Source organism: Paradesulfitobacterium aromaticivorans, from assembly GCF_054657415.1.
Map to the genome: position 1 here is coordinate 790,765 of NZ_BAAHYT010000010.1, position 25,052 is coordinate 815,816.

Annotated in this window: 25 protein-coding genes and 1 pseudogene; 11 read left to right on the forward strand and 15 right to left on the reverse strand. The window is 48.7% G+C overall.

All coding sequences use genetic code 11. The features are described 5' to 3' along the window. Positions 1-63: 63 nt before the first annotated feature. From ltrA to ACYQ2N_RS09520, 7 genes are all read right to left on the reverse strand, one after another. On the reverse strand, positions 64-1,353 hold the full coding sequence (ltrA, locus tag ACYQ2N_RS09490) for a group II intron reverse transcriptase/maturase (RefSeq protein ID WP_459999009.1): 1,290 nt from the start codon (positions 1,351-1,353) through the stop codon (positions 64-66). Positions 1,354-1,833: 480 nt separating this feature from the next. Continuing rightward, positions 1,834-2,364 carry a reverse transcriptase domain-containing protein gene (locus ACYQ2N_RS09495; protein ID WP_459999011.1) on the reverse strand — a complete coding sequence of 177 codons (531 nt, stop codon included), beginning with the start codon at positions 2,362-2,364 and terminating at the stop codon, positions 1,834-1,836. 1,134 nt (positions 2,365-3,498) lie between these two features. Continuing rightward, positions 3,499-3,765, reverse strand: a complete 267-nt coding sequence (locus ACYQ2N_RS09500; protein ID WP_459999012.1) for a methylenetetrahydrofolate reductase — start codon at positions 3,763-3,765, stop codon at positions 3,499-3,501. Then, the gene (locus tag ACYQ2N_RS09505) at positions 3,746-4,084 is read right to left on the reverse strand and encodes a methylenetetrahydrofolate reductase (RefSeq protein ID WP_459999013.1); all 339 of its coding nucleotides are present in this window, start codon (positions 4,082-4,084) and stop codon (positions 3,746-3,748) included. The genes ACYQ2N_RS09500 and ACYQ2N_RS09505 overlap by 20 nt, the downstream gene beginning before the upstream one ends. Beyond that, positions 4,074-4,358, reverse strand: a complete 285-nt coding sequence (locus ACYQ2N_RS09510; RefSeq protein WP_459999014.1) for a methylenetetrahydrofolate reductase C-terminal domain-containing protein — start codon at positions 4,356-4,358, stop codon at positions 4,074-4,076. The genes ACYQ2N_RS09505 and ACYQ2N_RS09510 overlap by 11 nt, the downstream gene beginning before the upstream one ends. Beyond that, positions 4,358-4,534 carry a ubiquitin family protein gene (locus tag ACYQ2N_RS09515; protein WP_459999015.1) on the reverse strand — a complete coding sequence of 59 codons (177 nt, stop codon included), beginning with the start codon at positions 4,532-4,534 and terminating at the stop codon, positions 4,358-4,360. Before ACYQ2N_RS09515 ends, ACYQ2N_RS09510 begins: the two co-directional genes overlap by 1 nt. Beyond that, positions 4,527-4,712: a hypothetical protein gene (locus tag ACYQ2N_RS09520; protein ID WP_459999017.1), complete on the reverse strand. Its 186-nt coding sequence runs from the start codon at positions 4,710-4,712 to the stop codon at positions 4,527-4,529. The genes ACYQ2N_RS09515 and ACYQ2N_RS09520 overlap by 8 nt, the downstream gene beginning before the upstream one ends. A gap of 529 nt (positions 4,713-5,241) precedes the next feature. Here ACYQ2N_RS09520 and ACYQ2N_RS09525 point away from each other — a divergent pair. Continuing rightward, positions 5,242-5,868, forward strand: coding sequence for a hypothetical protein (locus ACYQ2N_RS09525; RefSeq protein WP_459999018.1), 627 nt, complete (start codon positions 5,242-5,244; stop codon positions 5,866-5,868). 96 nt (positions 5,869-5,964) lie between these two features. Here ACYQ2N_RS09525 and ACYQ2N_RS09530 read toward each other — a convergent pair whose 3' ends face one another. Both ACYQ2N_RS09530 and cooS read right to left on the reverse strand, forming a co-directional pair. Beyond that, positions 5,965-6,753, reverse strand: a complete 789-nt coding sequence (locus ACYQ2N_RS09530; protein ID WP_459999019.1) for an ATP-binding protein — start codon at positions 6,751-6,753, stop codon at positions 5,965-5,967. A 20-nt stretch (positions 6,754-6,773) separates the two neighbouring features. Continuing rightward, entirely contained in the window at positions 6,774-8,729 is a 1,956-nt protein-coding gene (cooS, locus tag ACYQ2N_RS09535) for an anaerobic carbon-monoxide dehydrogenase catalytic subunit (protein WP_459999021.1), read from the reverse strand. Positions 8,730-9,150: 421 nt separating this feature from the next. Here cooS and ACYQ2N_RS09540 point away from each other — a divergent pair, with 421 nt between their 5' ends. Next, positions 9,151-10,137: a hypothetical protein gene (locus ACYQ2N_RS09540; protein WP_459999023.1), complete on the forward strand. Its 987-nt coding sequence runs from the start codon at positions 9,151-9,153 to the stop codon at positions 10,135-10,137. A 280-nt stretch (positions 10,138-10,417) separates the two neighbouring features. On the opposite strand, the gene ACYQ2N_RS09545 is transcribed toward ACYQ2N_RS09540, so the two are convergent. Continuing rightward, positions 10,418-11,107 carry a Crp/Fnr family transcriptional regulator gene (locus tag ACYQ2N_RS09545; protein ID WP_459999024.1) on the reverse strand — a complete coding sequence of 230 codons (690 nt, stop codon included), beginning with the start codon at positions 11,105-11,107 and terminating at the stop codon, positions 10,418-10,420. Positions 11,108-11,582: 475 nt separating this feature from the next. Here ACYQ2N_RS09545 and ACYQ2N_RS09550 point away from each other — a divergent pair, with 475 nt between their 5' ends. Then, positions 11,583-11,861 carry a hypothetical protein gene (locus ACYQ2N_RS09550; RefSeq protein ID WP_459999025.1) on the forward strand — a complete coding sequence of 93 codons (279 nt, stop codon included), beginning with the start codon at positions 11,583-11,585 and terminating at the stop codon, positions 11,859-11,861. 429 nt (positions 11,862-12,290) lie between these two features. Here the strand turns inward: ACYQ2N_RS09550 and ACYQ2N_RS09555 are convergent. From ACYQ2N_RS09555 to nrdR, 4 genes and pseudogenes are all read right to left on the reverse strand, one after another. Continuing rightward, a pseudogene (locus ACYQ2N_RS09555) lies at positions 12,291-12,614 on the reverse strand (YnfA family protein). Positions 12,615-12,617: 3 nt separating this feature from the next. Then, a complete protein-coding gene (locus tag ACYQ2N_RS09560; protein ID WP_459999026.1) occupies positions 12,618-13,085 on the reverse strand; it encodes a putative iron-sulfur cluster-binding metallochaperone in 468 nt (155 codons plus the stop codon). A 511-nt stretch (positions 13,086-13,596) separates the two neighbouring features. Continuing rightward, positions 13,597-15,996: a vitamin B12-dependent ribonucleotide reductase gene (locus tag ACYQ2N_RS09565; RefSeq protein ID WP_459999027.1), complete on the reverse strand. Its 2,400-nt coding sequence runs from the start codon at positions 15,994-15,996 to the stop codon at positions 13,597-13,599. Between the two features lie 22 nt (positions 15,997-16,018). Next, positions 16,019-16,489, reverse strand: a complete 471-nt coding sequence (gene nrdR, locus ACYQ2N_RS09570) for a transcriptional regulator NrdR (protein WP_459999028.1) — start codon at positions 16,487-16,489, stop codon at positions 16,019-16,021. 211 nt (positions 16,490-16,700) lie between these two features. Between nrdR and ACYQ2N_RS09575 the strand changes: the two genes are divergently transcribed. The 8 genes from ACYQ2N_RS09575 to hypE all read left to right on the forward strand — a co-directional run bounded on the left by ACYQ2N_RS09575 (position 16,701) and on the right by hypE (position 23,757). Beyond that, a complete protein-coding gene (locus ACYQ2N_RS09575; RefSeq protein WP_459999029.1) occupies positions 16,701-17,423 on the forward strand; it encodes a heparan-alpha-glucosaminide N-acetyltransferase in 723 nt (240 codons plus the stop codon). A gap of 128 nt (positions 17,424-17,551) precedes the next feature. Continuing rightward, positions 17,552-17,689, forward strand: a complete 138-nt coding sequence (locus ACYQ2N_RS09580) for a hypothetical protein (protein WP_459999030.1) — start codon at positions 17,552-17,554, stop codon at positions 17,687-17,689. Between the two features lie 260 nt (positions 17,690-17,949). Beyond that, a complete protein-coding gene (locus tag ACYQ2N_RS09585; RefSeq protein ID WP_459999031.1) occupies positions 17,950-18,312 on the forward strand; it encodes a hydrogenase maturation nickel metallochaperone HypA/HybF in 363 nt (120 codons plus the stop codon). Further along, positions 18,309-18,977, forward strand: a complete 669-nt coding sequence (hypB, locus tag ACYQ2N_RS09590; RefSeq protein WP_459999032.1) for a hydrogenase nickel incorporation protein HypB — start codon at positions 18,309-18,311, stop codon at positions 18,975-18,977. The genes ACYQ2N_RS09585 and hypB overlap by 4 nt, the downstream gene beginning before the upstream one ends. A gap of 7 nt (positions 18,978-18,984) precedes the next feature. After that, positions 18,985-21,387, forward strand: coding sequence for a carbamoyltransferase HypF (gene hypF, locus ACYQ2N_RS09595; RefSeq protein ID WP_459999033.1), 2,403 nt, complete (start codon positions 18,985-18,987; stop codon positions 21,385-21,387). After that, positions 21,365-21,589 (forward strand): HypC/HybG/HupF family hydrogenase formation chaperone, encoded by a 225-nt coding sequence (locus ACYQ2N_RS09600; RefSeq protein WP_459999034.1) that lies wholly within the window; start codon positions 21,365-21,367, stop codon positions 21,587-21,589. Before hypF ends, ACYQ2N_RS09600 begins: the two co-directional genes overlap by 23 nt. Further along, positions 21,573-22,691, forward strand: coding sequence for a hydrogenase formation protein HypD (gene hypD, locus ACYQ2N_RS09605; RefSeq protein WP_459999035.1), 1,119 nt, complete (start codon positions 21,573-21,575; stop codon positions 22,689-22,691). The genes ACYQ2N_RS09600 and hypD overlap by 17 nt, the downstream gene beginning before the upstream one ends. Then, positions 22,684-23,757 carry a hydrogenase expression/formation protein HypE gene (gene hypE, locus ACYQ2N_RS09610; protein ID WP_459999036.1) on the forward strand — a complete coding sequence of 358 codons (1,074 nt, stop codon included), beginning with the start codon at positions 22,684-22,686 and terminating at the stop codon, positions 23,755-23,757. Before hypD ends, hypE begins: the two co-directional genes overlap by 8 nt. Positions 23,758-23,778: 21 nt before the next feature. Here hypE and ACYQ2N_RS09615 read toward each other — a convergent pair whose 3' ends face one another. Further along, entirely contained in the window at positions 23,779-25,050 is a 1,272-nt protein-coding gene (locus ACYQ2N_RS09615) for a Ni/Fe hydrogenase subunit alpha (protein WP_459999037.1), read from the reverse strand. Positions 25,051-25,052 lie beyond the last annotated feature (2 nt).

Here is a 25,052-nt window from a genome sequence, read left to right on the forward strand (position 1 = left end):
TCAGAACCCGACGTGCAGATTTCCCGCATCAGGCTCCCCAGAATAATTCGCAGTCTTGCTTACTTAGATGTTTGGATGGATAAGTTTGGCGTACGGTAGTTTGAACCATTCCCGACTATTTAAGTAGCTCCAGTATAATCGATGTCTCTGGCTTCTACGCCGAAGCGACCGTATCCACTGCATGACAACCTCGTTGCGTACATAGTCCAATTTAGGTTTACAGTGGTAGAGGGAGAAATATTGGTAAAAGCCTTGTAACATGCTGGTCAACTGTTTCTGTTGATCGCGCCTTTTCCAGTGCATGTGGCCTTTGAGCCACATGTGAACCCGGTCTAGGAACTTCCGGCAACTCTTCACAGTCGGGATACGGATGAGGGCGAATTCCCCTTTTGTACCTACTCCACAAACATGTTTGAATCCCAGGAAGTCAAACGTTTCCGGTTTCTCTCCATATTGGGATTTTGTTTCTCGGGCGAAACGTCCAAAGAGGATAAGCCTAGTCTTTTCCTCCGCTAACTCCAGATTGAATTTCTTCATTCGGTCTGTGATATAGTGTTGGAAATTTTCAGCGTCCCTCTTGTACTGAAAACACACCACATAGTCATCTGCAAAACGTACTAAATACGCCTCCCCCTGGAACCATTTCTTGCATCTTTTCTCGAACCACAAGTCTAAAACATAATGCAAATAAATGTTAGCCAGTATTGGACTGATGGGGCCTCCTTGCGGAATTCCTTCCTCGTTTCGCGTAACTACGCCGTTTTCCATTACTCCTGCTTTTAGCCATTTCCCCACTAGCCGCAGAATTACCGGGTCAGCTATGCGCTGTTTTAGCATTTTCATCAGCCATTCGTGGTTAATGTGATTAAAATAGCCCCGGATATCCGCTTCGAATATGTGGCGCACTTTCTTTGTCACAATTGTGCTACGCAGGGATTGTAAGGCCTGGTGAGGATTACGACCCGGTCTAAACCCATAGGAGAAATTAAGAAAGTCCTGCTCGAATATGGCTTCGAGAATTCTTGCTACTGCCCGTTGTACCAGCCTATCCTCGACTGTAGGTATCCCCAACGGTCTTGTCTTGCCGTTTCCCTTGGGTATTTCCACTCGTCGCACCGGCGGGGCTTTGTAACAGTTGGCTTTCATTCTCGACCATATATCCTGTGTTCTTTCCTCAAGTTGTGATTCAAACTGTCTCGTTGTCTCTCCATCGACTCCACTTGCCCCTTTTCGGTTCATCATTCGCCATGTCTCCATTAGGAATTCCGGTGTAATGATGTACGCGAGCGAGGTGAAGCGGGCCTTCGCATCAAAGCGAGCCTTAATTGCTATCCTGTCCAATTGTGTTGACATACTTATCTACCTCTATGTGTGTAGGGTATGTGTCCTTGCCAGGAACTCATTCTGCCCCGCCGCTTCCCCATGTATGTGGCTTTCCCACACTCCGAGTACTACCAGCGGGTCCGACTCCCACCGCAGCATCCGCCTTCCTGTGGATGGTCCTTTCAGTCGGCGTACTCCTATTCCGAAGACCGCGGTGGGCCTCCCGGGTTCCGTGCTGTTTCCATTTCCGTCATGCCGTGCTCTCAGACCCCGCCGAGGTCTCCGATTTCCTCGCCATTAGCGGAAATCTACTATTGCCTTCCGGAAATTCGACTCCGTCGGCCCTCGGTCGTATCACGAGGCTCAATTGCTTCACTTGCGTTACGGCCTGAACGTCGCTCTGCCTACGCTTAGCCCGTGTCGTTACCTTCACAGGCCCAAGGCTCGATTTCGGGTAGGGCGGCTTTCCCTTTTCCCGAGCAGGAATTTCACCTACTAGAAACAGCCGGCTTAGCCCGGCGCACCGAAGTATTTTCGAATATCGACATCCAATATCCATCCGCCGTTTATTCTCATGGTTTGTTTCCAAATGGCATCAAGTGCCTGGTGCTGTGACCGCCCTGGACGAAACCCAAACGAACTGTCTTCAAAATCCTGTTCGTATATCGGTTCTATTAGCATACATACCGCCCTTTGGAGCACCTTATCTTCTAGGGTGGGTATGCCGATTGGCCTCAGCTCTCCTGTTCCATGCCCTTTGGGAACGTAGGCTCTTTTAACAGGCGGGGCCTGGTAGCGTCCTGACTTAGCTCGTTCTAGGAGACCCTTAAGGTTCTCTTGCAGATTGGTTTCGTATTCCTCAGCTGTCACTCCGTCTACGCCTGTTGCCCCATTCTTCTTTGTCCGCCTGTAGGCTTCTTCAAGCCATTCAACATCCATGTGATATGCCAGCGATGTGAAAACCATTTCCGGCGACTGCTTCGCCAATTGTGCTATTCGTTGTTGTTTCGTTGACACCGAACTGCATTCCGATGCATTCATAGTGTTTCCTCTCAACGATTCCCTAATAAGATGCAACGCCCTTCCCTCGATAGGATCCTCTCGGGTGAGTTCTCCTACTTCCTCGGTACTATGGCGGCACTACGACTACTGCTACCGCATCCCGCCGCACTTCGTTTCCTTCGTTCGGCGGTACCATCTTTGTTCTCATTGTTCGCTCTTCCCAACGGCTGAGAACAAGCCATGGAAAGCCTGGGGTTGTTATTCCGGTATCCCCACCGGACACTTAAGATGGACGTAACAGTTTCTCCCAGGTTCCTGGGAAACCTCTTGTGCATTTGCCCTGCTCTCCGACCCTGGTCGGACAATGGTACCAGGTCTGTACAGCACCACTATGCTGCCCCCGCCTTCTGAAAAACGAAAGCTCCAACATTGAACTTTTCGAGGCTCAATTACACGGCTTTTGCACTCGCTGTCTACGCTTCACGCTAGAAATCGCTTCCTACCATGCAAGACTCGCTTCCGGCTGTTGACCAGACTTTGCCGGACAGGGTACCTCCCCCTGCAAGGTTCCTACTAAAGGTTTCAGCCTAATGGCATTCCCCTTTACCAGACTTATCCTGGCGCAATCAGAATTGTTCCCCGTTGTGTGGGGTCGAGTAGATACGTGCCTTTCGAACTTTAGGAGACGCTTTGTATTCCCCGTTTCTCTCCGTTTCCTCTGAGAGTGTCACAATATTTGCTCCTTGGTTCAATTGAGCACGTACTCCGGGTAGAAAGGCCACCATTCGGTGGCCTAGTCGGAATAGATGTCAGGCGCGCGCATCTCGTTCAAGACCACGTTTCCTGACGCCCCCCTGCGATCCCGGACGGTCGGATTTCCCGAGTCCGGTTCTGACCTTGGACTGCCATCCCATTTGAATCTTCCCACGTAATCCCAGGCTTAAATGTTAGCACCCATATACACCCATCAATTACTTGGTTTACTCAAATGCTAGTCTAATCTTTTGACCACCAAGCTTTGTATCTTGATGTTCCTCTTCTTTAGACTGTCCAAGTGCCCAGAGATCCTTCGCACTTCACAAGGTGTTACCTTGCTCGTAGTGTGATTGTTTCACACTTAAGAAGGCATTGCCCTTCTCTCTTCGCTACTTAAAAGACTAACCCTATTCCTAATCAAAGCAGTGATTTGAGAAATGTTGCCAGTCCCTGACTATCTCCTAAAGGCATGAAATGCAAGCCGTCACTAACCTCTTTGATGGCATCGATGGTTTCCTCTACGATGCGCCATCCTTCCAAAACAGGATCTTTGGCAGTCTCCAACCGGCGTATGATATTAGGAGGAATGGAAACTCCCGCGACATACTCGTTTACCCAGCGAGCCATCCGGGCTGAACGGAGCGGCAGGATACCTGCCAGAATCTTAACCGGTATGTCTTTCACAGCTTCCATTAAGAACTTGAAAGATGCGAATACCCAAGCTTCCGGCTGCCAAAAGATCAGCTTGCAGAGCAAGTCTGTTGCGATCCCGGCAGGTAACCTGATAAATCATCTCAAAACCTTTGGATTGAAGAATGTGCGCTGATCCCAGCGGTGCAGCACGCAAGCGGGCACCGGGATTGTCCGGAAGGTTGAAGGCATCAATAAAAATTTCCAGGTCTGCTGCCTGTTGTAACAGCTTGGTAATCTCTGTACCTCTAGGCGGGACTAACTCTGCTGTAATCAGAAAATCCTTTTTTTGCAAAACTTCATCAAAAGACATGGGACATTCCCTCTTGGTTTAAAATTACAGGGCGGGCATAATCTTTGTAAAATTGAGGCAACGATTCCGGCGTGTTCATTTTTGCCCAGCGCCGGTAAATAGCATTCCAGACACATAACGATAAGCAGTTGACCTCGCACTTTCCGTTGATGGCACCTCCACAAGGACCACTGACTATGCTTTTAGCGCACAAGCGGATTGGACATAGTCCATCCGTTTTAGGGAGCACACACTCCTCACAGCGCAGGCAAACCTGGCGCACCGGCCAATTCATCAAGGATTCCCCCTTCGTTTGGCGACCTGCTCGACAGCAGCATCAAAGGTTTTTTCGAGCATCATCAAAATACTTATTACGTCCTCTTCATGCGGAGCAAGGCCTAATTGTTCGAGTTTACGGTAATCTCCATCGTTTAAGCGAATATTCTTGAGCGGATTTATATAGTTATTCAATAGCTTCAACAAACACCGCGGCCAGTGAAGCTCGCACGTTTAGACGTTCATGCAAAAACAGTAAATCCTCAGTTAGCGCGTCAAAACTTCTTTTAATAAACTGAAAATCAAATTTAATTTCATTAATTTTATCAACTTCTTCAATGTCATCCGCTAAAGGCCCAATTGAAATAGCCACCGGACCCCCCCTAAATTAATATTTAAGATTTGATTTCACTGCAGAATCCCCCTGGCTTTTCTGCCTAAATGCAGGGATTCAAACACATTATATCGAAATATATAGTATTATGAATATATTCGAAGATATCTTAAAATAAACAAGAGAATAAGGCTCACTTGCAAACGAACCTTTTTAATAGTTTAAGTGGAATGGACACCCGCTTGAAAGAAAGACTGGAAAAAGCTGGACCGGACTGTTTTATGAACATGTCTTTACTCAAATCAATGAAAAGTTATTCGCTCATCTTTATTCCAGTGACAATAGGGGTCCTAATTTTCCTGTCAACATCTTTGCCAGTCTCGATATCATCAAGCATTTAAAAGGCTATGTCGACGAAGTCCTTTTTGACGAGTATGCCTATAACTATCAGATTTCCTATGCCTTGGGCCTGCGAAGTATAGGAGAACTTTATTTTGCACCTCGGACCTTCTATGGTTTTCGGGCCAGACTGTATAACTACACGCTAGATCACCCCCAGGAAAGCGATATGATCTTTCAACAGTTTGAAAAACTCGTCCAACACTTTATTGAAGTAGCCCAGTTAAATACCGATGAACAGAGAATGGATTCCTCCCAGATCATGTCCAACATCAAACGGGCCGGAAGGCTTGCCTTGGCTTATGATGTTTTACTTCAAGGGATCAAGGCTTGCCCCCCTGAAATCCTCAGCCCTGCCCTCAAAGAATTTTTAGAACCCAACTACAAAACCAAACTCCTTTACAAGGTGAAAGATTCCGAAACTTTTTCACGCCTGGAAAAGATTTTGAATTTGGGGGCTGAACTAACTCAACACCATCTAAAGATTCAATTGCTCGAACGATTTCTCAACGAACAAGCGGTTTTTAATGATGAACGCAAGGTATGGTTAGCTAAAGAGCACAAAGCTATCGCAGCAAGTTCTCTGCAATCCGCCTATGATACGGAGGTAACGTACCGGAAAAAGGCAGGTGAGGATCATGTTGGCTATGTGGTCAACCTTGCGGAGACCTGCGCTGAAGACAACCCAGTTCAAATCATTACCCATTACCAACTGGATCCCAACAGCATGAGTGATGTCGAGATGATCCAAAAGGTTCTTCCGAAACTCCAAGAAACAACCCCGGGTTGGCAATGACGTGGTTTGAGCAAACAGGTTGCACAACCATCGTGCCACTTTCGTGTTCTCATCTGAAAATTACAAAGGTTAAGACTGAAATTGAAGAAGACACTGTCAAGTCAAGATGGAGTCGATTTTTTCCTTGATCTTCTTCGCCTGTTCAACGAATTTCGGCTCCAGTTCAAAAAGGTTTTTTCCGTTTAAATCTGCGTTCACCACGGTCGGATCATAGGGGAAATAACCGAGTATGGGGAGAAAATCAATTTCACGTTCGATGTCATCCAATTGTCCTCCATGAACCTTGTTGGCAACTGCATAAACATTGTGAACCCCAAGATCATAAGCAAGCTTCACTACGGAATGAGCGGTTTCAAAACTGCGTCGACCGGGTTCCACTACTACGATGAAAGCGTCGACCCCTCTCGCTGTTCCACGCCCAAAATGCTCTAAGCCCGCTTCCATATCAACAATAACAGTCTCGTTTCTTACGAGAACAATATGCTCTAAAAGATTTTTGAGCAGGGTGTTTTCAGGGCAGGCGCAGCCAGTTCCTCCTTGGGTTATAGAGCCCATTCTAAGCAGTTTAATCCCCTGATATTCCGCTACATAGGTATCTGGAATATCATCGACTCTCGGGTTTAAACTATAGATAGCTCCAATTGTGCCCGGTTCTGCTCCGGTGCGGTCTTTTATAAGTTTACGTTCTTCTGATAAAGGGGTAAGGGTGTCCAACAACTCTCGTGGAAAACCTAAAGCTGTTCCTAGATTGGCGTCAGGGTCGGCATCGACAGCCAGTACTTTTTTTCCATCACGGGCATAGAGGTGGCACAATAGTGAGGCTAGCGTAGTCTTGCCGACACCCCCTTTACCTGAAATTGCGATTTTAATGCTATTATCGCTCATAAAGTCTCTCTCCATTTTCTTTATTTCGCAGCACTCTCTATGGCTTCAGGACAAATAAGCCCTAAAGCCTTCCGTTTTTGCATAATCCGATTGATAAGAGTACGAGCAGCCGAAATCGGCTCTTCTTCATAAATTAGTTTTGCCCCAAAGAGTTCATCGGTAGTCACCAAAAAATCTCCTTTATTCGCGGTAAGAGCCTGTTCAACCATTGGTGAGCCGGTTATTGGGGCATTGACTCCGATATGAACATCAACACCTTGGGCGATAAAGAACGTGCCTATCGACAGTGCTTTTGGACTATGATTTTCTGGACTTGACGCGGCCACTGGAAGTTCCCTGACAGCCACACCCATATGATCAGCCAGGGCTATGAGAAGATCATCGATCCTGGAGTTATCAACACAGCTCCCCATATGAAGTGCAGGCGGTAAAGCAGGCAGACCGTTAGCTTGCCCGATCGCGGTCAATACTTTCGCAAGTTTCGAGCCGCAATACCTCAATCCATCTGGCGATAATAGGCCATTTTTACCCAGAGAATGGGCGGAACAACCGGAAGCGACTACCAAGACATTGTTTTTTAACAGTTCTTTAGCAACTTCTGTGTTGGCCCAGTCTTGTTTCACTTTAGGATTTGTACATCCTACTATGGCTACCACCCCGAGAATATCACCGTCGACTATAGCAGAAACTAACGGTTTGAGCGGGTCTTCCCCATTGAGAGTTGACAAGAGTTCTGTGATCTGTTCTGTAGAAAAACCCACGTAAGCTTCTACGGTGTCCGGCGGAATCTGAACCTTAGAGGCATCTCGTTCGCTATAGTGGGAGAGCGCCCGGCGAACGATTTCCTCGCCCATCTTGTCAGCTTCTTCCGGCGTCCAGTCCACATGACTGGCTCCTTCGATTCTAATATTCGGTAGAGTCGAAATAAGTTCTGTGTGATAACATTCTGCGACTTGGGCTAAACCGGGCATGATGCATTGGGCATCAACCACCATCGCCTCTAGAGCCCCCGTAATGATAGCCAATTCCTGGCTTGCATAATTAGTAGCAACCGATACGCCCTGGCGCATTAAGAGTTCGTTGGCACTACAACAGATTCCCACGATATTGATACCTTTTGCTCCCAAATCTCTAGCCTCATGATTCAGCTTCCGACTCCATTCCAGAACTTTCTCGGACACCATAGGGATATGCCCGTGAACGGCAATATTAACGTAGTCTTCTTTAATGACACCCATGCGGTACTGAGTTTTGACAAGCCTGGGGGTTCCAAATAGAATATCTTGCAAATCCGTCGAAAGATGTAACCCATCATAGCCTTCGACAAGACCCATTCTCATGATCGCGAGTAGAAGGCTTACTGGATCACTTTCACAACCCATAGCCGTCTTGTTAATCGCATTGGCAATTTCCAGGTGGGCATTTGAAGGAAGAATGTTTAACCTTTCCCAGGTTTCAACTGATTTGTCTTGGGCCCGCAAGCGAAGCCAATTCGCCACTCCTGACTGTTGCTGAAAATCCGTTAATGCTATTAAAGCCACTTCTTTTGCAACTTCGTCGAGCCCTCTATGATCGACGGTTATGCCCAGTTTCTTTGCAATAGACAAGAGCTTGTCTTTTCCTTTAATATCGTACGCTGCTTTACCCTGAGCAGCTTCTAAAAAAGTGTGAAGGACTTCCCTAGCGTGCTCAACGTGAGGGGTGGTGCCTTCAACGATAAGTGACAGTAAATTCCGGGCGACAATCTGGTCGGCAGTGGCTCCGCACACACCGCGCTTGGCGCCTTTTGTGCCATTGAAGGTTATACGGCAAGGACCCTGCAAACAGCGGCGGCAACACACTCCCGTGAGCCCAAATTTGCAATGAGGCTGCTGTGCTTTGGCACGTTCAAACGCTGTCTCTACATTTTCCGCCTGTGCCTTGATTAATAATTGTTGAACTCCCGAATCCGTGGACAGATCAGTAACTGGGATCATCTCGGTCTCCTCCTCTAATACCAAAGTACGCTCTCGGATTATCTTCCGAGGGCTATTTTATTGCCTTGCGGAATACACCAAAATTAGTTTTCCTCCAGCAAAAGCAAATTTTAATCTGGTTTTTAACGGTTCTTGCCCTCAAATCTGTATCAGTAGTTACAAAACCTGTGTCGAATAATAAAGATATCATTCGACTTAAAACCCCTTGACTTTTAGAAATTACCCCAATAATCGTGATGGAGGCATTGTTTACTGCCTACTACGGTTCAAGGGGTGATTTCTTCTGGTTATCGAGTGGAAATCTCATGATCAATTCCGTCAGTCTCTCGTCACTCACTTTTCCAAGTGGTATAGCTCACCGAAAAAGCGACGAATTCTGAAAAATTATCAGGCGACCATTGCCAAGGTGTGGCTTGCAGATTTGTCAAGAGCGATTCCTATTCTTGAGCCCTGTTACGTTTCCTCTAAGCGTGGCAAGGTTCCTCGCGATCCCCTAGCTATGTTGCGCTCTTTCTTTGTGATGGGCTTGGAAGGCTTCGTTAGTATTACTAAATGGGTTAAAGCTTTGAAATCGCAGCCAGTGCTTGCTATTCTCCGCGGATTTGAACCAAACGACACTCCTGGCATTGGTACTTTCTACGAGTTTATTGACCGCATTTGGTTAGCGCAGGGACATACCAAACCTCGCCTAAAATCCCCTAACCAAAAACCACGCCAAAAGGGTAAAAGAAATGAGAAAATGGAAACTCCCAAACACCCAGGTAGCGTTGAGCGCTTGGTGAACCGGGTTACCAAGTCCCAAGACTCTCCGGCACCATCTGCTCCCTATGAGGTTGTTATGAACCTCTTTAAACATTGCTTCGTCCTGCCTTCGGCCCATTTCGGTCTCTTAGGGGATCCTTCGAATCTTTCTCTTGCCGGTGACGCTACCACCGTCAGGAGTGGGTCAAACCGATTGGGTCGCAAAACTTGTTCATGCCATGAACAAGGTGTTTATAACTGCGACTGTCCAAGATCCTTTTCCGATCCAGACGCTTCCTGGGGTTGGGATAGCTATCGAGAAGAGTATTTTTGGGGGCGTTCCCTTTACGAGTTTGTTGCCTCTGACAGCCCTTATGACTTGCCTATCTACTTTATGCTTGCGGCTGCTAAGCGTCATGATAGTATTCTGTGTGTGTCTGCCTTAGACAAAGCCCGTAAGTTTTATCCGGAGTTCTCCTTCGCTGAGCTGAGCCTGGACTCTGCCCATGATGCCTATCTAATTTACTGTTTGCTTGATTCGTGGGATATCACCCCCATTATTGCTGTTAATCCCCGTAAGAAATCTGACTCTAAGCACGAGAAGTTTAAGCTTACATCAACAGGAACACCTATCTGCAAATGCGGATTCCCGATGGTTTATAACTGATTTCGTGAAAAAGGTTTTATCGGAGATACACCAATACTTGAATCATCATGGCGGCTTAAATCTCGCGATCTAAACATTTAACGCAGAAGCTCGTTGCCAGGGCTAGCTTTGCTATGCCTTTTTTACTGTAGATCCCTATTAAAACACTTTTACAATCTTGAAAATCCGTTTAATTTCAGGTCAAGGTTTTTAACCGAGAGTGTTCACCAAAATATTTTACATTTCTGATAATTATTTTAGCTCAGAGTGAAATAAAAAGCTGTCAGATATCTGACAGCTTTTATTCTTTTGACAACATACTTTGTAAATCATCTTTTCCCGCTATTTCAAGCAATTTACTGACATTAAACAGAACAAAATATGTTCGATTGAGTCTTAGTATTCCTTCTTTTTGCCATCGGTTCAGGATCGTGGATGTAGTCTGACGGGAACTCCCTACTACTGAGGCTATATTTTCGACCGTCAGGTCCAAGCTGATAAGAATTCCCTCATGGTTTTTTATGCCCCTATCTTTAGCAGCATCCAAAAGAAAGCATGCGAGACGTTTATCCACATCACGGAAAGCCAGATTTTCTATGATATGTAATGTATTCCCTAGGCTTTGGCCCAGAACTTTAACCATATTGACGAGGATAGCAGTGTTATTGATCATAAAACGGAAAAAAGTTTCTATATCGATCGCCAAAATCCTAGTAGTCTCCATGGCTTCTGCAAACGTCCGTGAATGACTACTGTAAAGATCCCCGGGCTCCAGGAATGCAATAGTAAATTCTTTGCCATCAGGATAGGCCAGATAGATGCGAACCTTGCCTGTTATAAGAATGATTATGAAATTGTCCGTTTCATCGGCAGTAAATATGCTGTCACGTTTCTTAAATGCGCTTTCGCGAGCAACTTCTTGGATCTTTTTAAGCTGTTCCTCATTCAAAGAGCTCAAGACTGGAATATTGTGGAGTTCCTTTAAATCCATTTTTACAACTCCTATTCTAGATCTCCTCCGATCGAGGCATTCACCGAAGTACTGTTTTTTCAGGCTACTTATCACTTATAAAAAAACGAAAGATAAAAGCCAGAACTGTGAGATACATTCTGCCCAATTCTGGATGTTTATAATATATTTCTTTAAGCTATCAAAATGACCCTTTCGGCCAGCCAACGCAGGTTACCAAGCGGAGCAACGACCTAATATAGTTATGATGGGCAAGAACAACTGCGCACGGTGACAGATAATGCGGGAAATATAACAACAAACAATTTGGATGCCAATGGCAATGTTACAAATGTTTCCATTACAGGGATGTCTTCTTATGATAATAGTTCATTTACCTATAACCGGGATAACAATCTTCTAACGGAAACCGATACCGATCATCATACCACGAATTACAGTTATAACCAAGATGGGAGAATAACCCAGAAGGCTAATCCAAAAAGAACCAGTGTCTGTGCTGGTTACGACGATTACGGTAAATTTGAGTCAAATCAACCTCTCCGGTGGACCCACTTATAACTTAGGCTATGATTTGGAAAGGCATCTCACAAGTTCATCCGTTATGAGCGGTCCGAGCATGACCTATGGTTATGACACGGTTGGCAACCTGATAAGCTCTGTGGAAAAGGATGCAAGCGTCAATACAGTGTCAACAGTGGGTACGCCGACCGGCGGAAGCATGTATTCCAGCTTGGACCAGCTCCTAGGCTTGAACCTCACGTATGGTTTTTAAAATTCAGTATCTGAATCCGTCCCAAAACCGATTAAATAATCGGTTATTCTACCGTGCAAAAAGCCAGAGCATCCAAAACGTTCTGGTCGTCACCTATTCTATCACCGCTTCACCAGAACTATCTTTCCACATTTCCTAAGGACACCTCGTTGTTCCACAACTTGCCCTCCTAACGTTGAAATCAGCGTTGGTGGGGTATTGTTCATTCTGATATAACTAGCCACGGTGGTGTATGAAATGGGAAATGGCCCTGCCTCTTACAGCGTTAATCCGGATGTCCGCACTAGCTGGAATAAAGTCTAATAAAACTACCTTGACAAAAAGGACTTCGAACGTGGAGCAGGCATTGGTCTACACGGTGCTGCACGAGGATGACTTGGCGAGGGCAGTTGAGGAATTATCATGTGGGTAACTAAAAAAGAGTAGGTGCTAATGACGTGGTGCCCACAACATTATAGACACACCAACTAGACAAATAGCAGTTCCTATCCAATCATACATATCTGGTACTTTCTTATCAATTCCCTAACCCCATAAGACTGCAAAAAACGAAAATTCCTCCATATGCTGCATAAACTCTGCCAAAGTTCGGGTACTTCTGAAAAGTGGGTATGACGCCGTAAAGAATGGGGATTAGTCTCCTAAAATCCCATACCAAAATGGCTTTGCTTCCCTGAGCCAAAGCCACACTAAGTAACCTCCCCCTATTTCGGCTAAACCAGCGAGAATAAATAGTATAATTGCGTTAAACACGAATTAGCTCTCCTTAGTAATTGACTCCAAAAGGCGTTTTACGTTACCGATGCAACAAGAACCCTCTGGGTTATTTACCTCACAGCCACAACGACCAGCCTTTGTATGTGCGGTTATCTCCTCTAAGGCGGTACTCTTGCCAGTTTCCGCTAATTCTTGTTGTACTCTTTTCTTAGTCCATCCGAAACAGTAACAAACTGGGCAGTCTTCGTTATCGCTTTTCGTATAGACTTCGACTTTCATGTCTTTCGTTTCAAATACCTCTTGTTTTTCACTAAAATAAACTACGGAACAGGTTTTGTTGGTACACGTTTTGTAAGAAGCTGAAGGTTCTAGTTTAGCTAATGCACGCACTAACAGGCTTTTCAAAGTGATGATTTTCATTGGTCTGCCCTTATCGCCGCACTCCGGGCAACTAAACCCTAAGTCGAATTTTATTGGTTCGATTTGAATAGTACAACAGTCCTCCATCTTTTTTTACCATCTTTCCAAATAATTGTGTTTATTATATCACACTTAGTAGGTATGAGTTTTGGGAGCCTAATCAAAAGAAGAAACTGATGTATCCACATGCACTATAAATTGGCAAAGAACATGGTTAAATTTACATAATTAGTATGTTCCCCTGAACATACCCACTACGTACATTCAAGAACATAAACCCTTATATTTCCTTCACCGTCCCACGTTGCCCACATAAACACATGCCTAAAAACCCGAAACCAGCTATTTAAGGAGGTTTCAGATGTCTTTTTTGTTGAGACAACAAACCGTCTCGACGTGCCCCGTCCACTGAAACATATTGTCTAACACTTCATCTTCTGCGACCAAGCGAACTAAGTCTACAAACTCTCAGTGGATCGCACCCAAAAAACATTAGCTTAACTCTCTTCACAATATCCTGTATTGGAGAAAGTTAAGCTAATGTGGAACCTTTACTCAGACAGTATAGTAGCAGACTTTATTATCCTAATACAGTCAATCATCCGCACTTCGAGTAGCCGCAATGGGTGCAGACAACGCAGCCGCTCTCATGATTGATCGGCATGCCGCACTCCGGGCAGGCATTGTCCACGGCCACTCCGGCCCGGGCTTTCTTCACAACAGCCTTCTCTGCTGCGGTTGGACCTGAAGCATTCACCATTTTCATGGCTGCATCATTTCCATTCCCGTTACCATTTCCATTACCGTTTCCATTTCCATTGCCATTCGGGCCGATGTCCATATATTTCTTGATGACGCGGGCAATGGCATCCGGGCAGGAAGTGACGGTCACGCCCTCACGGCGGATGCAGGCGGGGCAGCGGATGCCGCGAATCTGCTCCATAATCGCCTCTACGGACAGCCCGGAACGAAGCGCAATCGAGATCAGCCTGGCGGTGGCTTCGGACTGTGAGGAGCACCCTCCGGCCCGTCCGGTATTGGTAAAGACCTCGCAGATCCCTTTCTCATCGGCATTAACACTGACATAAAGGTTGCCGCAGCCGATTTTGATCTTTTCCGTAACCCCCATCGTCACTGCCGGGCGCGGGCGTGGCATTACCGTGTTCACTTCGGGCACAAACGGCACTTTGGGCGGAAGAGCGGTATTATCGCCGCCGGTGGCGTTCTTGCCGTTGTCTTTCTGTGCTGCTGCCGTACCGGTCGAGAGCACCTGCTCCTCCCGGCTGCCATCGCGATACACGGTCAGCCCTTTGCAATTAAGGTCATACGCAAGGCGGTAAGCCTTGGCAATATCCTCGTGCGTAGCCGCGTTAGCGAAGTTAATCGTCTTCGAAACGGCATTGTCCGTATATTTCTGGAAAGCGGCCTGAATTTTGATGTGCCATTCCGGTTCGATTTCCTGAGCGGTGATAAAGACTTCCTGGACCCAGTTCGGCACTTCAGGGACGCCCAAGACTGTACCGGTTTCAGCGATTTTGTGCATAAGCTCCGGGGAGTAGAAGGAAAACTCATTCGCAAACTGTTCGAAAATCGGATTGACCTCCACCAGGGAAGTGCCATCCATCACGGTCTTTGTATACGCCACTGCAAATAATGGCTCCACTCCGCTGGAAGCCCCGCAGATCATAGAAATCGTCCCGGTCGGAGCAATCGTGGTCAAGGTCGCATTGCGCAGCTTCATCATCCCGTCATAGATAGAGCCGGAATAGTTGGGGAAAGTGCCCCTTTCTGCTGCCAGGCGCTCTGATTCGAGCCGCGCCTCGGTCTGCATGAATTTCATAACTTTTTCCGCGTACTCTACGGCCTCTTCCGAAGCATAGGAAGTCTGGAGCAAAATCAGCATATCCGCAAAACCCATGACCCCGAGGCCAATCTTGCGATTCCCCTTGACCATTTCCTCAATGTTCGGCAGCGGGTATTGATTGGCATCAATCACATCATCCAGAAAACGCACAGACAGCCGCGTGATGTGCCCTAACTTTTCCCAATCCACCACAACCTTGCCGTCCTTTTCCGTAACCATCAGCTTAAGGTTTATCGAACCAAGGTTGCAGGCTTCGTTCGGCAGAAGGGGCTGTTCCCCGCACGGATTGGTCGCCTCAATCTCTCCCAGATGCGGAGTCGGGTTGTCCTTATTCAGGCGGTCCAGGAACACAACGCCCGGTTCCCCGTTGCGCCAGGCATGGTCGACAATTTTGTCAAACACTTCCAGCGCGGATAGCTGCATCACTGCTTTGCCTGTATGAGGGTCAACTAAGTCATAGGCTTGTCCCGCACGCAAGGCTTCCATAAATTGCTCGGTGATGCCAACGGAAATATTGAAGTTCGTTATTTCCTTGTTGTCTTCTTTGCACTGAATGAATTCCAAAATATCCGGGTGATCCACCCTCAGTATCCCCATATTCGCGCCACGGCGGGTGCCCCCCTGCTTCACCGCTTCCGTAGCTGAGTTAAACACTTTCATAAAAGATACCGGACCGGAAGCGACTCCACCGGTCGAGCGGACCGCACTGTTTTTAGGGCGCAGGCGGGAAAAGCTGAATCCCGTCCCTCCCCCTGATTTATGAATAATGGCAGCATTCTTAATCGCATCGAAGATTTTTTCCATGCTGTCCTCAACAGGCAAGACAAAACATGCGCTCAGTTGGCCAAGATCCCTGCCGGCATTCATTAAGGTCGGTGAATTAGGCATAAATTCGAGATTAGCCATCATGGCATAGAATTCTTTAGCCAGAGCTTGAGTTTCCTTTTTCCCTTTGCCGTACTTTTCTTCTTCAATTTGTGCAATCACCGTGGCAACCCGGTAAAGCATATCTTCCGGGCTTTCCACCGCTTTTCCGTTTTCCTGCTTCAGATAGCGTTTTTCCAGCACCACACGAGCATTAGGCGTAAGGTTTGCCTTAGGCCATGTTTTCGGTACTTTTTCTTCGAAACTCAATGTCGATTCCCCCAACCATCTTTTATCGTAACTGCCTGCCCTTTTTCTCCATCAGTTCATTCAATTCTTGCATAAAACGCTGAACATCTGTAAACTGACGATAAACCGAAGCAAATCTGATGTATGCTACTTCATCCAGGTTAAAAAGATGTTCCATCACCGCCTCCCCTACTTCTTCGCTTGAAACTTCCCGTTCATGACTGTTGCGTAAAGCCTTATCAATGTCATAGGCCGCTTGTTCAATCTGTTCGACAGTAATCGGCCGCTTTTCACAAGCTTTAAGCATGCCTGCCATCAGTTTGGCCCGCGCAAACCCTTCTCGCCGTCCATCTTTTTTGACCACGACCAAAGGCACATCCTCATACCTTTCATACGTGGTAAAACGCCGGGAACAATCGTCGCATTCCCGCCGCCGCCGTATCGCCGAGCCTTCCTCTACTTGGCGGGAGTCGAGGACTTTGGTATCCTCATTTCCACAAAACGGACAACGCACAGGCTCACCCCCATATGTAGTACATGAGTTATTTTAGCAACACCATATATAGTATGTCAATCCCCCGGAAGTACTATTACGGTCCACCCCAATAGTCCTAGAGCCCAAAACATCGCTCGTTCTCATTCTCACGAACAAATATCTATGATACTTAATTTAGTCTAATAACATTTCAAACACGTCTGTCAACGAAACGGAGGATTAGAAGATTTTGGCTGTCGATATTAATTCTTACACACGCATCCGTGAACTTGACTTGATCAAAGCGTTGGCCATCGTTTTAATGGTTATCTATCACTTTGTTTACGACCTAAAGGAATTTGCAAATTTCCCCATAGACTACCATGCCCCGTTGTGGCATACTGTGCAGAAAACTTCGGCCCTGCTTTTTATATTTGTGTCCGGCGTTACCAGCGGACTAAGCCGCAATCCCCTGCGCCAAGGTCTAAAAATATTTTCGTATGGGTTGATTATCACCGTTATTACTTATTTGGTCATGCCGGAGCAATACGTCCGCTTCGGAATCCTGCATTTCCTCGGAGTCGCAACCCTTATTTTATTTTTCTTGCGCAAGCAAAAAATCCCCATTCTCATCATACTCTCTATTCTATCCGCAATCATCGGATTCAAGCTTAAAAAACTTTACCTGGCAACGCCTCTGCTCCTGCCATTTGGGGTAAAATATCCCCAGTTCGGGAGTATCGACTACTTCCCGATCTTTCCTTACCTTTCCGTATCCATTTTAGGACTTATCGCTTATCAGCTATTCTACTTGAACGCTCGCAGGGAAAATCCCGGTTTCCCCCAACCCAGACGAACCTTCCTACCCACTTCATTGATCTCAAGTCTCAGCAAACACTCTTTGATGATTTATCTGGTTCATCAGCTTATCCTCCTGGGCGCTATTTTTGCATTTTTGGCCCTTACACGCTAACTTCTTTAACACCCATGAAGCAAGGTGTAGCCTTCATGCGAAAAAGCTAAGCCCATGCCCGATAATTTTAGGCAAATACGGATAAACTGGTAGAGCGGATTATTTAAAAGCAATATGGAGGCTAACGTATGAAAAAAGGATTCCCCGATAAGAACGCGAACCCGAACACAAAACCAACACCCCACCGACCTGAAGAACAGCCGAGCACAGATTCGAGAGACTGGCACGGCTTATCTGAAGACGAGGCACTGCGAGGGAAAAAGTAAGAAAAAGCAACAAAAGCTTTAGGCGGGAGCAGGACGAGTCCCGCCTATTAAATTATTTGTGTTTGTTCTTGTTCATACTTGCACAAATTCAATGATCCATTTAAAATGGTAAATGTATAGTAGCTATAATAGCCGGTGTATAATTCGAGCCTTTTTATGTGAACATTAGAAACTATTAACTAAAACCCCATGCCATCAAAGGATTAACAAGTGCAGACTAATTTCAAGCTGGATATCCCGAAGTAAAGGCGGCGTCAATGATGCACGAGATGAGCTTAATGTCGGAAATGGTCACCCTCCTGGCCGCAAGTGCCCAGGAAAACAACATCCGTGAGATTACCCGGGTCAAATTGGTCGTGGGAAAAATGACTATGGCCCTGCCTGATGCTCTCCGGTTGGCCTTCGAAGTATTCAAGGGAGAGCCTCCTTTAAGCCCACAAGCTTTGTTGGAGATTGAGGAGCGGGAAACTCTGGGGAAATGTCAAGCGTGCGGCCATTCATTTTCTTTAGTCGACAACTACCTCTTTGTCTGCCCTGCGTGTGAGAGCGTCCGCATTGACATCCTCTCCGGGCGCGAGTTGTACATTGATCATTTTGAAGGGGAGGAGGAACCTGCTTCGTGACTATTAAAGTTGAACTGGGAACAACCCTGTTAGCCCGCAATGACGAGTTGGCGGCCGAGATCCGGTATGTATGTGCAGACAACGGAATCTTCCTCGTAAATATTATGAGCTCCCCCGGAGCCGGGAAAACCACCCTTTTGGAAAAAACCCTGCCCAAGCTCAAAAACAAAGTGCGTGTGGCCATCATTGAAGGAGATATTGCCACCACCCGCGATGCGGACCGCATTTCAGCCCAGGGGGTAACCGCCGTGCAGCTCAACACGGACGGAGGCTGCCACCTAGACGCCCGCATGATTTACCAGGCGCTGCAACAGCTAAATCTGGCTCAACTGGATCTGATTATCATTGAAAACATCGGCAATCTGGTGTGTCCGGCTGAATTCAGCCTGGGAGAAGACCTGCGCATCGCGCTTTTAAGCACGACCGAAGGGAATGACAAAATCGTTAAATATCCGCTCATGTTCCGCGAGGCCCAAATCCTCGTAATTAATAAGACAGACCTTCTCCCTTATACGGATTTTAACATCAAGGAATTGGAGCATGATGTCCTGGCAATTAATCCTGATTTGCAGATTCATTATGTGTCCGCGCGCCAAGACACAGGAATAGACTCCTTCGCAGAACAGCTGGCGGGCTTCGCCCTTAAGAAAGCCCAGAGAGGATAACGCCGGTATGTCCATAAACTCGCACCAACCCCTTCACCAAGCTCAAAAAGATACCTTACTTAAATGCTGGCATCTCGAAATTTCCGGCATGGTGCAAGGGCTCGGATTTCGCCCATTTATCTACCGTCTGGCGAAAGAGTGGGAGCTTGCCGGCTGGGTGGAAAACACCGGTCGCGGAGTCATTCTGGAAGTACAGGGCCGCCCGGAAAATCTGGCCGGATTTTTGCAGGCGCTGCCGCAGGAAAAACCTGCCCTGGCCCAGATCACACACCTCAGCCAACGGGAAGTCCAGCCGCAAAACTACCGTGATTTCCGTATTTTAGAGAGCGAAGTGTCCCCGCAGGCCCATGTTTTAGTTCCCCCGGACCTGGCTATGTGTCCGGACTGCCGGGATGAGGTTTTCACGCCCGCAAGCCGTTACTACCAATACCCGTTTACCAACTGCACGAATTGCGGACCCCGCTTTACCCTGATTAAGGCTCTTCCCTATGACCGGGTGCGGACTTCGATGTCCGAGTTCAGCATGTGCGCAGATTGCGAACACGATTACCATAATCCCGCTCACCGCCGTTTCCATGCCCAGCCCACAGCCTGCCGTGAGTGCGGGCCTCAAGTTCAGTTACTTGCGAAGGACGGCCAAGCCTTGTCCGGCTCTTGGCTCGCAAACTTCCATGACCTGATACGGCGCGGGAAAATCATCGCGGTCAAGGGAATCGGCGGCTTTCACCTGGTTTGTTCCGCCTTGGATGATGCCGCCGTACAAAGACTGCGCTCAGCCAAGAAAAGGCCGTTTAGGCCACTGGCCGTAATGGCCCGTGATCTTCAAGCAGTAAAGAAATATTGCCATCTTAATCCTAGAGAAATCCAAGCCCTCTCAGACCCGGCTGCCCCGATCGTCATTCTCAGGGCTAGAGAGGCTCCTCCTCAGGGGCTGGATGCTCTTCAGGGGCTGGCACCGCACAACCCCACCCTCGGGGTTATGCTTCCCTACGCCCCTCTCCATCTTCTGCTTTTTCCGCCGGAAATTGATCTCTTGGTCATGACCAGCGGCAATGCCAAGGGGCTGCCGATTGTCAAGGATAATGAAGAAGCCCTCAAAGAATTGGCTCCCTACGTTGATTATTTCTTAGTTCATGACCGAACGGTCATTAACCGCTGCGATGATTCCGTGGTACGCGTGATCGGCCAGGACATCCACTTCTACCGCCGCTCCCGCGGCTATGTCCCAGCCCCTCTGACCTTGCCCTTTGAAGCGGAAGCCCAGGTTCTCGGTTTAGGCGGGGAAATGAAGAACACGTTTTGCCTGATCAAAGGGAACAAGGCGTTTCTCAGCCAACACCTGGGAGACATGCGCTCCCTCGAGGGTTTGGAAAACTATACTTATTCCTTATCCCAACTGGAGAGCCTCCTGTCAATCCGCCCGCTGGTGCTTGGGTACGATCCTCATCCCAGTTACAGCCTTAACTCCGTGTTAAAACACCCTGAGCTGCCCCAGACCCAGCTTCCGATTCAGCATCACCATGCCCACCTGGTTTCTGCCATGGCTGACAACGGCCTCCGCGGGGAAGTCATCGGGGCTATTTTGGACGGTACCGGGTACGGCCCGGACAGCCGCCTCTGGGGCTTCGAAATCCTTTCCGGGGATTACAACGACTTTACCCGCCACCTTCACTTAGAAGAAATCCCTTTGCCCGGCGGGGAGCGGGCGGTGGCCAACCCGTGGCTCACGGCCGCTGCCTATCTTTGGACCCGCTTCGGCCAGGCCGGTTGGGACAAAGCCTTAAGCCTGTTTCCAGAGCGAGAACAAGAACTGGCTATTGCCCTCCAAATGATTGAAAAGGGAATTAACGCTCCTTACTCATCCAGTGCCGGCAGACTTTTTGACGCCGTTGCAGCGATCCTGGGGCTCTGCCGGGAAAATACCTATGACGGCCAGGCCGCGATCGAACTGGGAGAGCTGGCGCTCACTGCCATGATGCCGAATCAGGGATTGATCAAAGAGCTTCATGAACCCGAAGCTAGCACAAGATCGGCTTTAAATCCCTATCCTTTTACGCTTGAGGCTGGGACTCTCAAAGTTAAAGGACTATTCGCCGAAATACTGGCCGACCTACAACAGGGCAAGGAAAGGCAGGAGATAGCCCGCCGTTTTCATCACACTGTCGCTGCCATGGTGTTCAAAGCCGTGACCGACGTTCGGGCGCAGACCGGACTTAAGCGCGTGGTCTTTAGCGGCGGAGTATGGCAAAACCCCTATCTGCTTTCCTTAACGAAACAACTCTTAACTGCCCATGGTTTTGATGTTTATACTCACCGGCAAGTTCCGGCCAATGACGGCGGCCTGGCTTTGGGCCAAGCCGTTGCAGCTTACTGGAGGTGGAAAATGCATGTGTCTGGCAATACCCGCTAAAGTCGTCTCGCTCTTAGGCGAGCAGTCTGTCGAAGTGGAAACCTTCGGCAGCCGCACCACCGTGAATACCATGCTCATCGACCCGCCCGCGCTTGCAGACTATGTTCTGGTTCATGCCGGGTTCGCAATCCAAGTGATTGATGAACAATCCGCCCTGGAGAGCCTGGTCTTGTGGAGGGAAATCTATGCTATCGGACTTTAGCGATCCGGCACTGGGCCGCAAAATGCTTACGAACGTACAAGAACTCCTGCACCAATGGACTGACAAATCCGGCCGCCGCCTGGTTTTAATGGAAGTGTGCGGAACTCATACCGTTGCCTTTTCCCGAAGCGGTATCCGTGAACTGCTCAAGCCTTTCCTTGAACTCAAAAGCGGGCCCGGCTGCCCGGTCTGTGTTACAGATCAGCAGGATATCGACAACATGCTGGCTTTGGCTGCTCTGCCTCAGATCACGGTTGCAACCTTCGGCGACATGATGCGCGTACCCGGAAGCAGCGGCAACCTGGCCCAAGCCAGAGCCGAGGGGGCGAATGTCCAGGTTGTTTACTCTCCGTTGGCAGCCGTAACTTTAGCCGAAGCCAACCCTAAACGCCAGACAGTCTTTCTCGGCATCGGCTTTGAAACCACCGTGCCGACTGTGGCCGCCGCTTTGGCCCAGGCAGAGACTCTGGGATTGGACAACTTTAGCCTTTACAGCGTGCATAAGCTGGCCGCTCCGGTTATCGCGAACCTTCTCGAAGACGAAGGCCTTAAGCTGGACGGTCTGATCTTGCCCGGGCATGTGGCCGCGATCACAGGGCGGCGTCATTTTGACTTTGTCGGGCAAAGGTTCGGAGTGCCCGCTGCCATTACCGGTTTTGCTGAATTAGACCTGCTCGCAGGGGTGGAGGAAATCGTGAAGCAGCTGCTTAACGGCAAATCGTATACCTTCAACGCTTATCCCCGGGTTGTGCGCGAAGGAGGAAACACTAAAGCCTGGAGCTTAGTGGAGCGTTTCTTTGAACCAGGGCCAGCCAAATGGCGCGGGCTCGGGGAACTTGCGGGAAGCGGCCTGGTCTTGCACCCGGAGTATGCACACTTTGATGCCAAAGACCGTTACTCAGTGTCCGTGCCGACGGCCCGTCTGCCTAAAGGCTGCCTGTGCGGGGAAATTCTTAAGGGCAAAGCCCTGCCCTTTAACTGCAGGCATTTTGCCACTGCCTGCAATCCCCTTAACCCGGTGGGGCCGTGCATGGTCTCGGCTGAAGGGACTTGTGCCGCTTACTATAAGTACGAACGAAGGGACGGTGCCCTCTATGGCTGAACGCATCTTGCTCGCCCACGGGGACGGAGGGATTTTGACCCATACCCTGATACAGGAACTGTTTCATAAATATTTTACCTCTGCGGAGCTTGCGGCTTTGAGCGATGCTGCTATTCTGCCCTTCCCTGCTCCAGATGCCGAAGTATTTCCGAACGAAAATTCATATATTGCGCCAACTAACTTGCTTGCGATGACCACTGATTCTTTCGTAGTCAACCCTCTTATTTTCCCCGGCGGGGACATTGGCAAACTGGCAATTGCCGGCACCGTGAACGACCTAGCCGTCAGCGGTGCCAAGCCGTTGTATTTAAGCGCCGCTTTTATCCTGGAAGAGGGTTTGGACCTGAGTCTGCTTGAGAGAATCGTAGCTTCCATGGCTGCAGCCGCCCGTGCTGCTCACGTCAAAATCATCACCGGAGACACGAAGGTGGTAGAGCGCGGACGCTGTGACGGAATGTACATCAACACGACCGGCATCGGAATGATGCAGCCGGGGATTCATCTTGGCTATGATAAAATCCAGCCCGGCGATCAGCTGATTATTAACGGCGGGGTGGGCGAACACGGGGTAGCTGTGCTCGCTGAGCGGTCCGGGCTCTCATTCTCTACTCCGCTCTTAAGCGATTGTGCCGCCTTAAACGGGCTGATCCAAGCCTTGCTTGCCCGCTTTGGATCGTCTATTAAGTTCATGCGTGATCCCACCAGAGGAGGGTTAGCGACAACGGCCAAAGAAATCGCCCTCTCGGCCAAACTAGACATTTGGCTTAAAGATGAACAAATTCCCGTGAAAAACGAAGTGCGGGGAGCCTGCGAATTGCTGGGGCTTGATCCCCTCTACCTGGCTAACGAGGGCAAAGTGATGCTTGTTGTGGAAGCGCAAAAAGCTGAGGAAATCCTCAGCTTTATCAGGGACTATTATGAAGTGAATGGCTTAGTCAGCGGCCTAAATCCGGCTATTATCGGGGAAATCCGCTCCGGCCAGGGCCGGGTCCTCTTAGAAACTCCCCTGGGCGGGACCCGCCTGCTTGAAATGCTGGCCGGAGCCCCGCTCCCCAGGATCTGCTGAACCCCCCCAGCTAAGAGCAACCTAGTGCGTTGAGCAGGAAACACACGGGTCATAAGCGCGCACCAGCATCTCCAAGAGCAGCCTGATCTCCTCCTCACTGCGGTCTAAAATTTGCGGCACCAGAGCTTCAAAATCTTTCTGGATATTGCCATGGTTCTGATTCGTGGGGATGACAAGATTGGCGGCGAGACAGTTCCCCTGTTGATCGAACGCATAGCGGTGGAAGAGAATCCCCCGGGGCGCTTCCACGCAACCCACGCCCTCACCGGCCTGAGGCCTTGCCTCAGGTTTTTCCTGTCTCAGCCCGGCACCTAAAAGCTCTTCCAGTAAAGCCAGGGAAGCCTCCACCAGCTGGGCGCACTCCACCAACTGAGCAATCGAGTTGAAGTAGGGGTTGGTGCACTTCGCCTTAAGCCCGAAAGATTGGGCAATCTCTTGCGCCAAGGGAGACAAATACGCGGAATTCAGGTTAAAGCGGGCCAAGGCACCGACCGCATACGAATCCCGGTGCCAGCGCGCCCATTTGGCCGTTGATACTTCCGGGACATATTCATTGACCACGGATTCGAACCGGTCAACCGGAGTGGTGGAGGGCATATCTGTACTTCCGATGTCCCCCTGATAAAATGAGTAGGTTCCCGGCTGAACCAGGGCAATGTATTCCGTGTCCCGTTCGAATTGCGGCAATTTGTCCGCCAGGCTTAAGACCACACCGGCTAAAGCTTTGAGATCCGGGACAATGCCCGCCAAAGTCTCTCTCAGCTCGCGCAACTCTGTTTCACTCGGAATCCTGCTGAAACCGCCGGGCTTAAAGGTAACCGGGTGAGTTGTACGCCCTGCCAGCAAATCGGACCAGGCGTTCGCAATCCGGTGCAGTTTAATCACCAGTTTCACCACATCATAATGGCTTTCAGCAAGCGGAACTACGGATTTGGCACCTAAGAGGTCGGGAGCAACCAGATACCCGACATGGAGAACATGACTTTGGAACTGCTCAGAATAGTGCGCCAGCAGCCTGAGTTTTTCTGTCTGTTCCGAAACCGCAATGCCCATGGCTGCCTCGATACCCTTGATACACGCCAGAGAGTGGGAAATGGAACAGATCCCGCAGATCCGGGTCACGATACTTTGAATATCCTGCCAGTTTCGGCCTTTAACCATAGCTTCAAAAAAGCGGGGGGCCTCGGGAACTTGCCACTCTACCTGTTCAACTTTTCCGTCTTTAGTGTTTACCACAATATTCCCATGCCCTTCTATCCTGGTGACATGATGAACTTCTACTTTCTTATTCATCG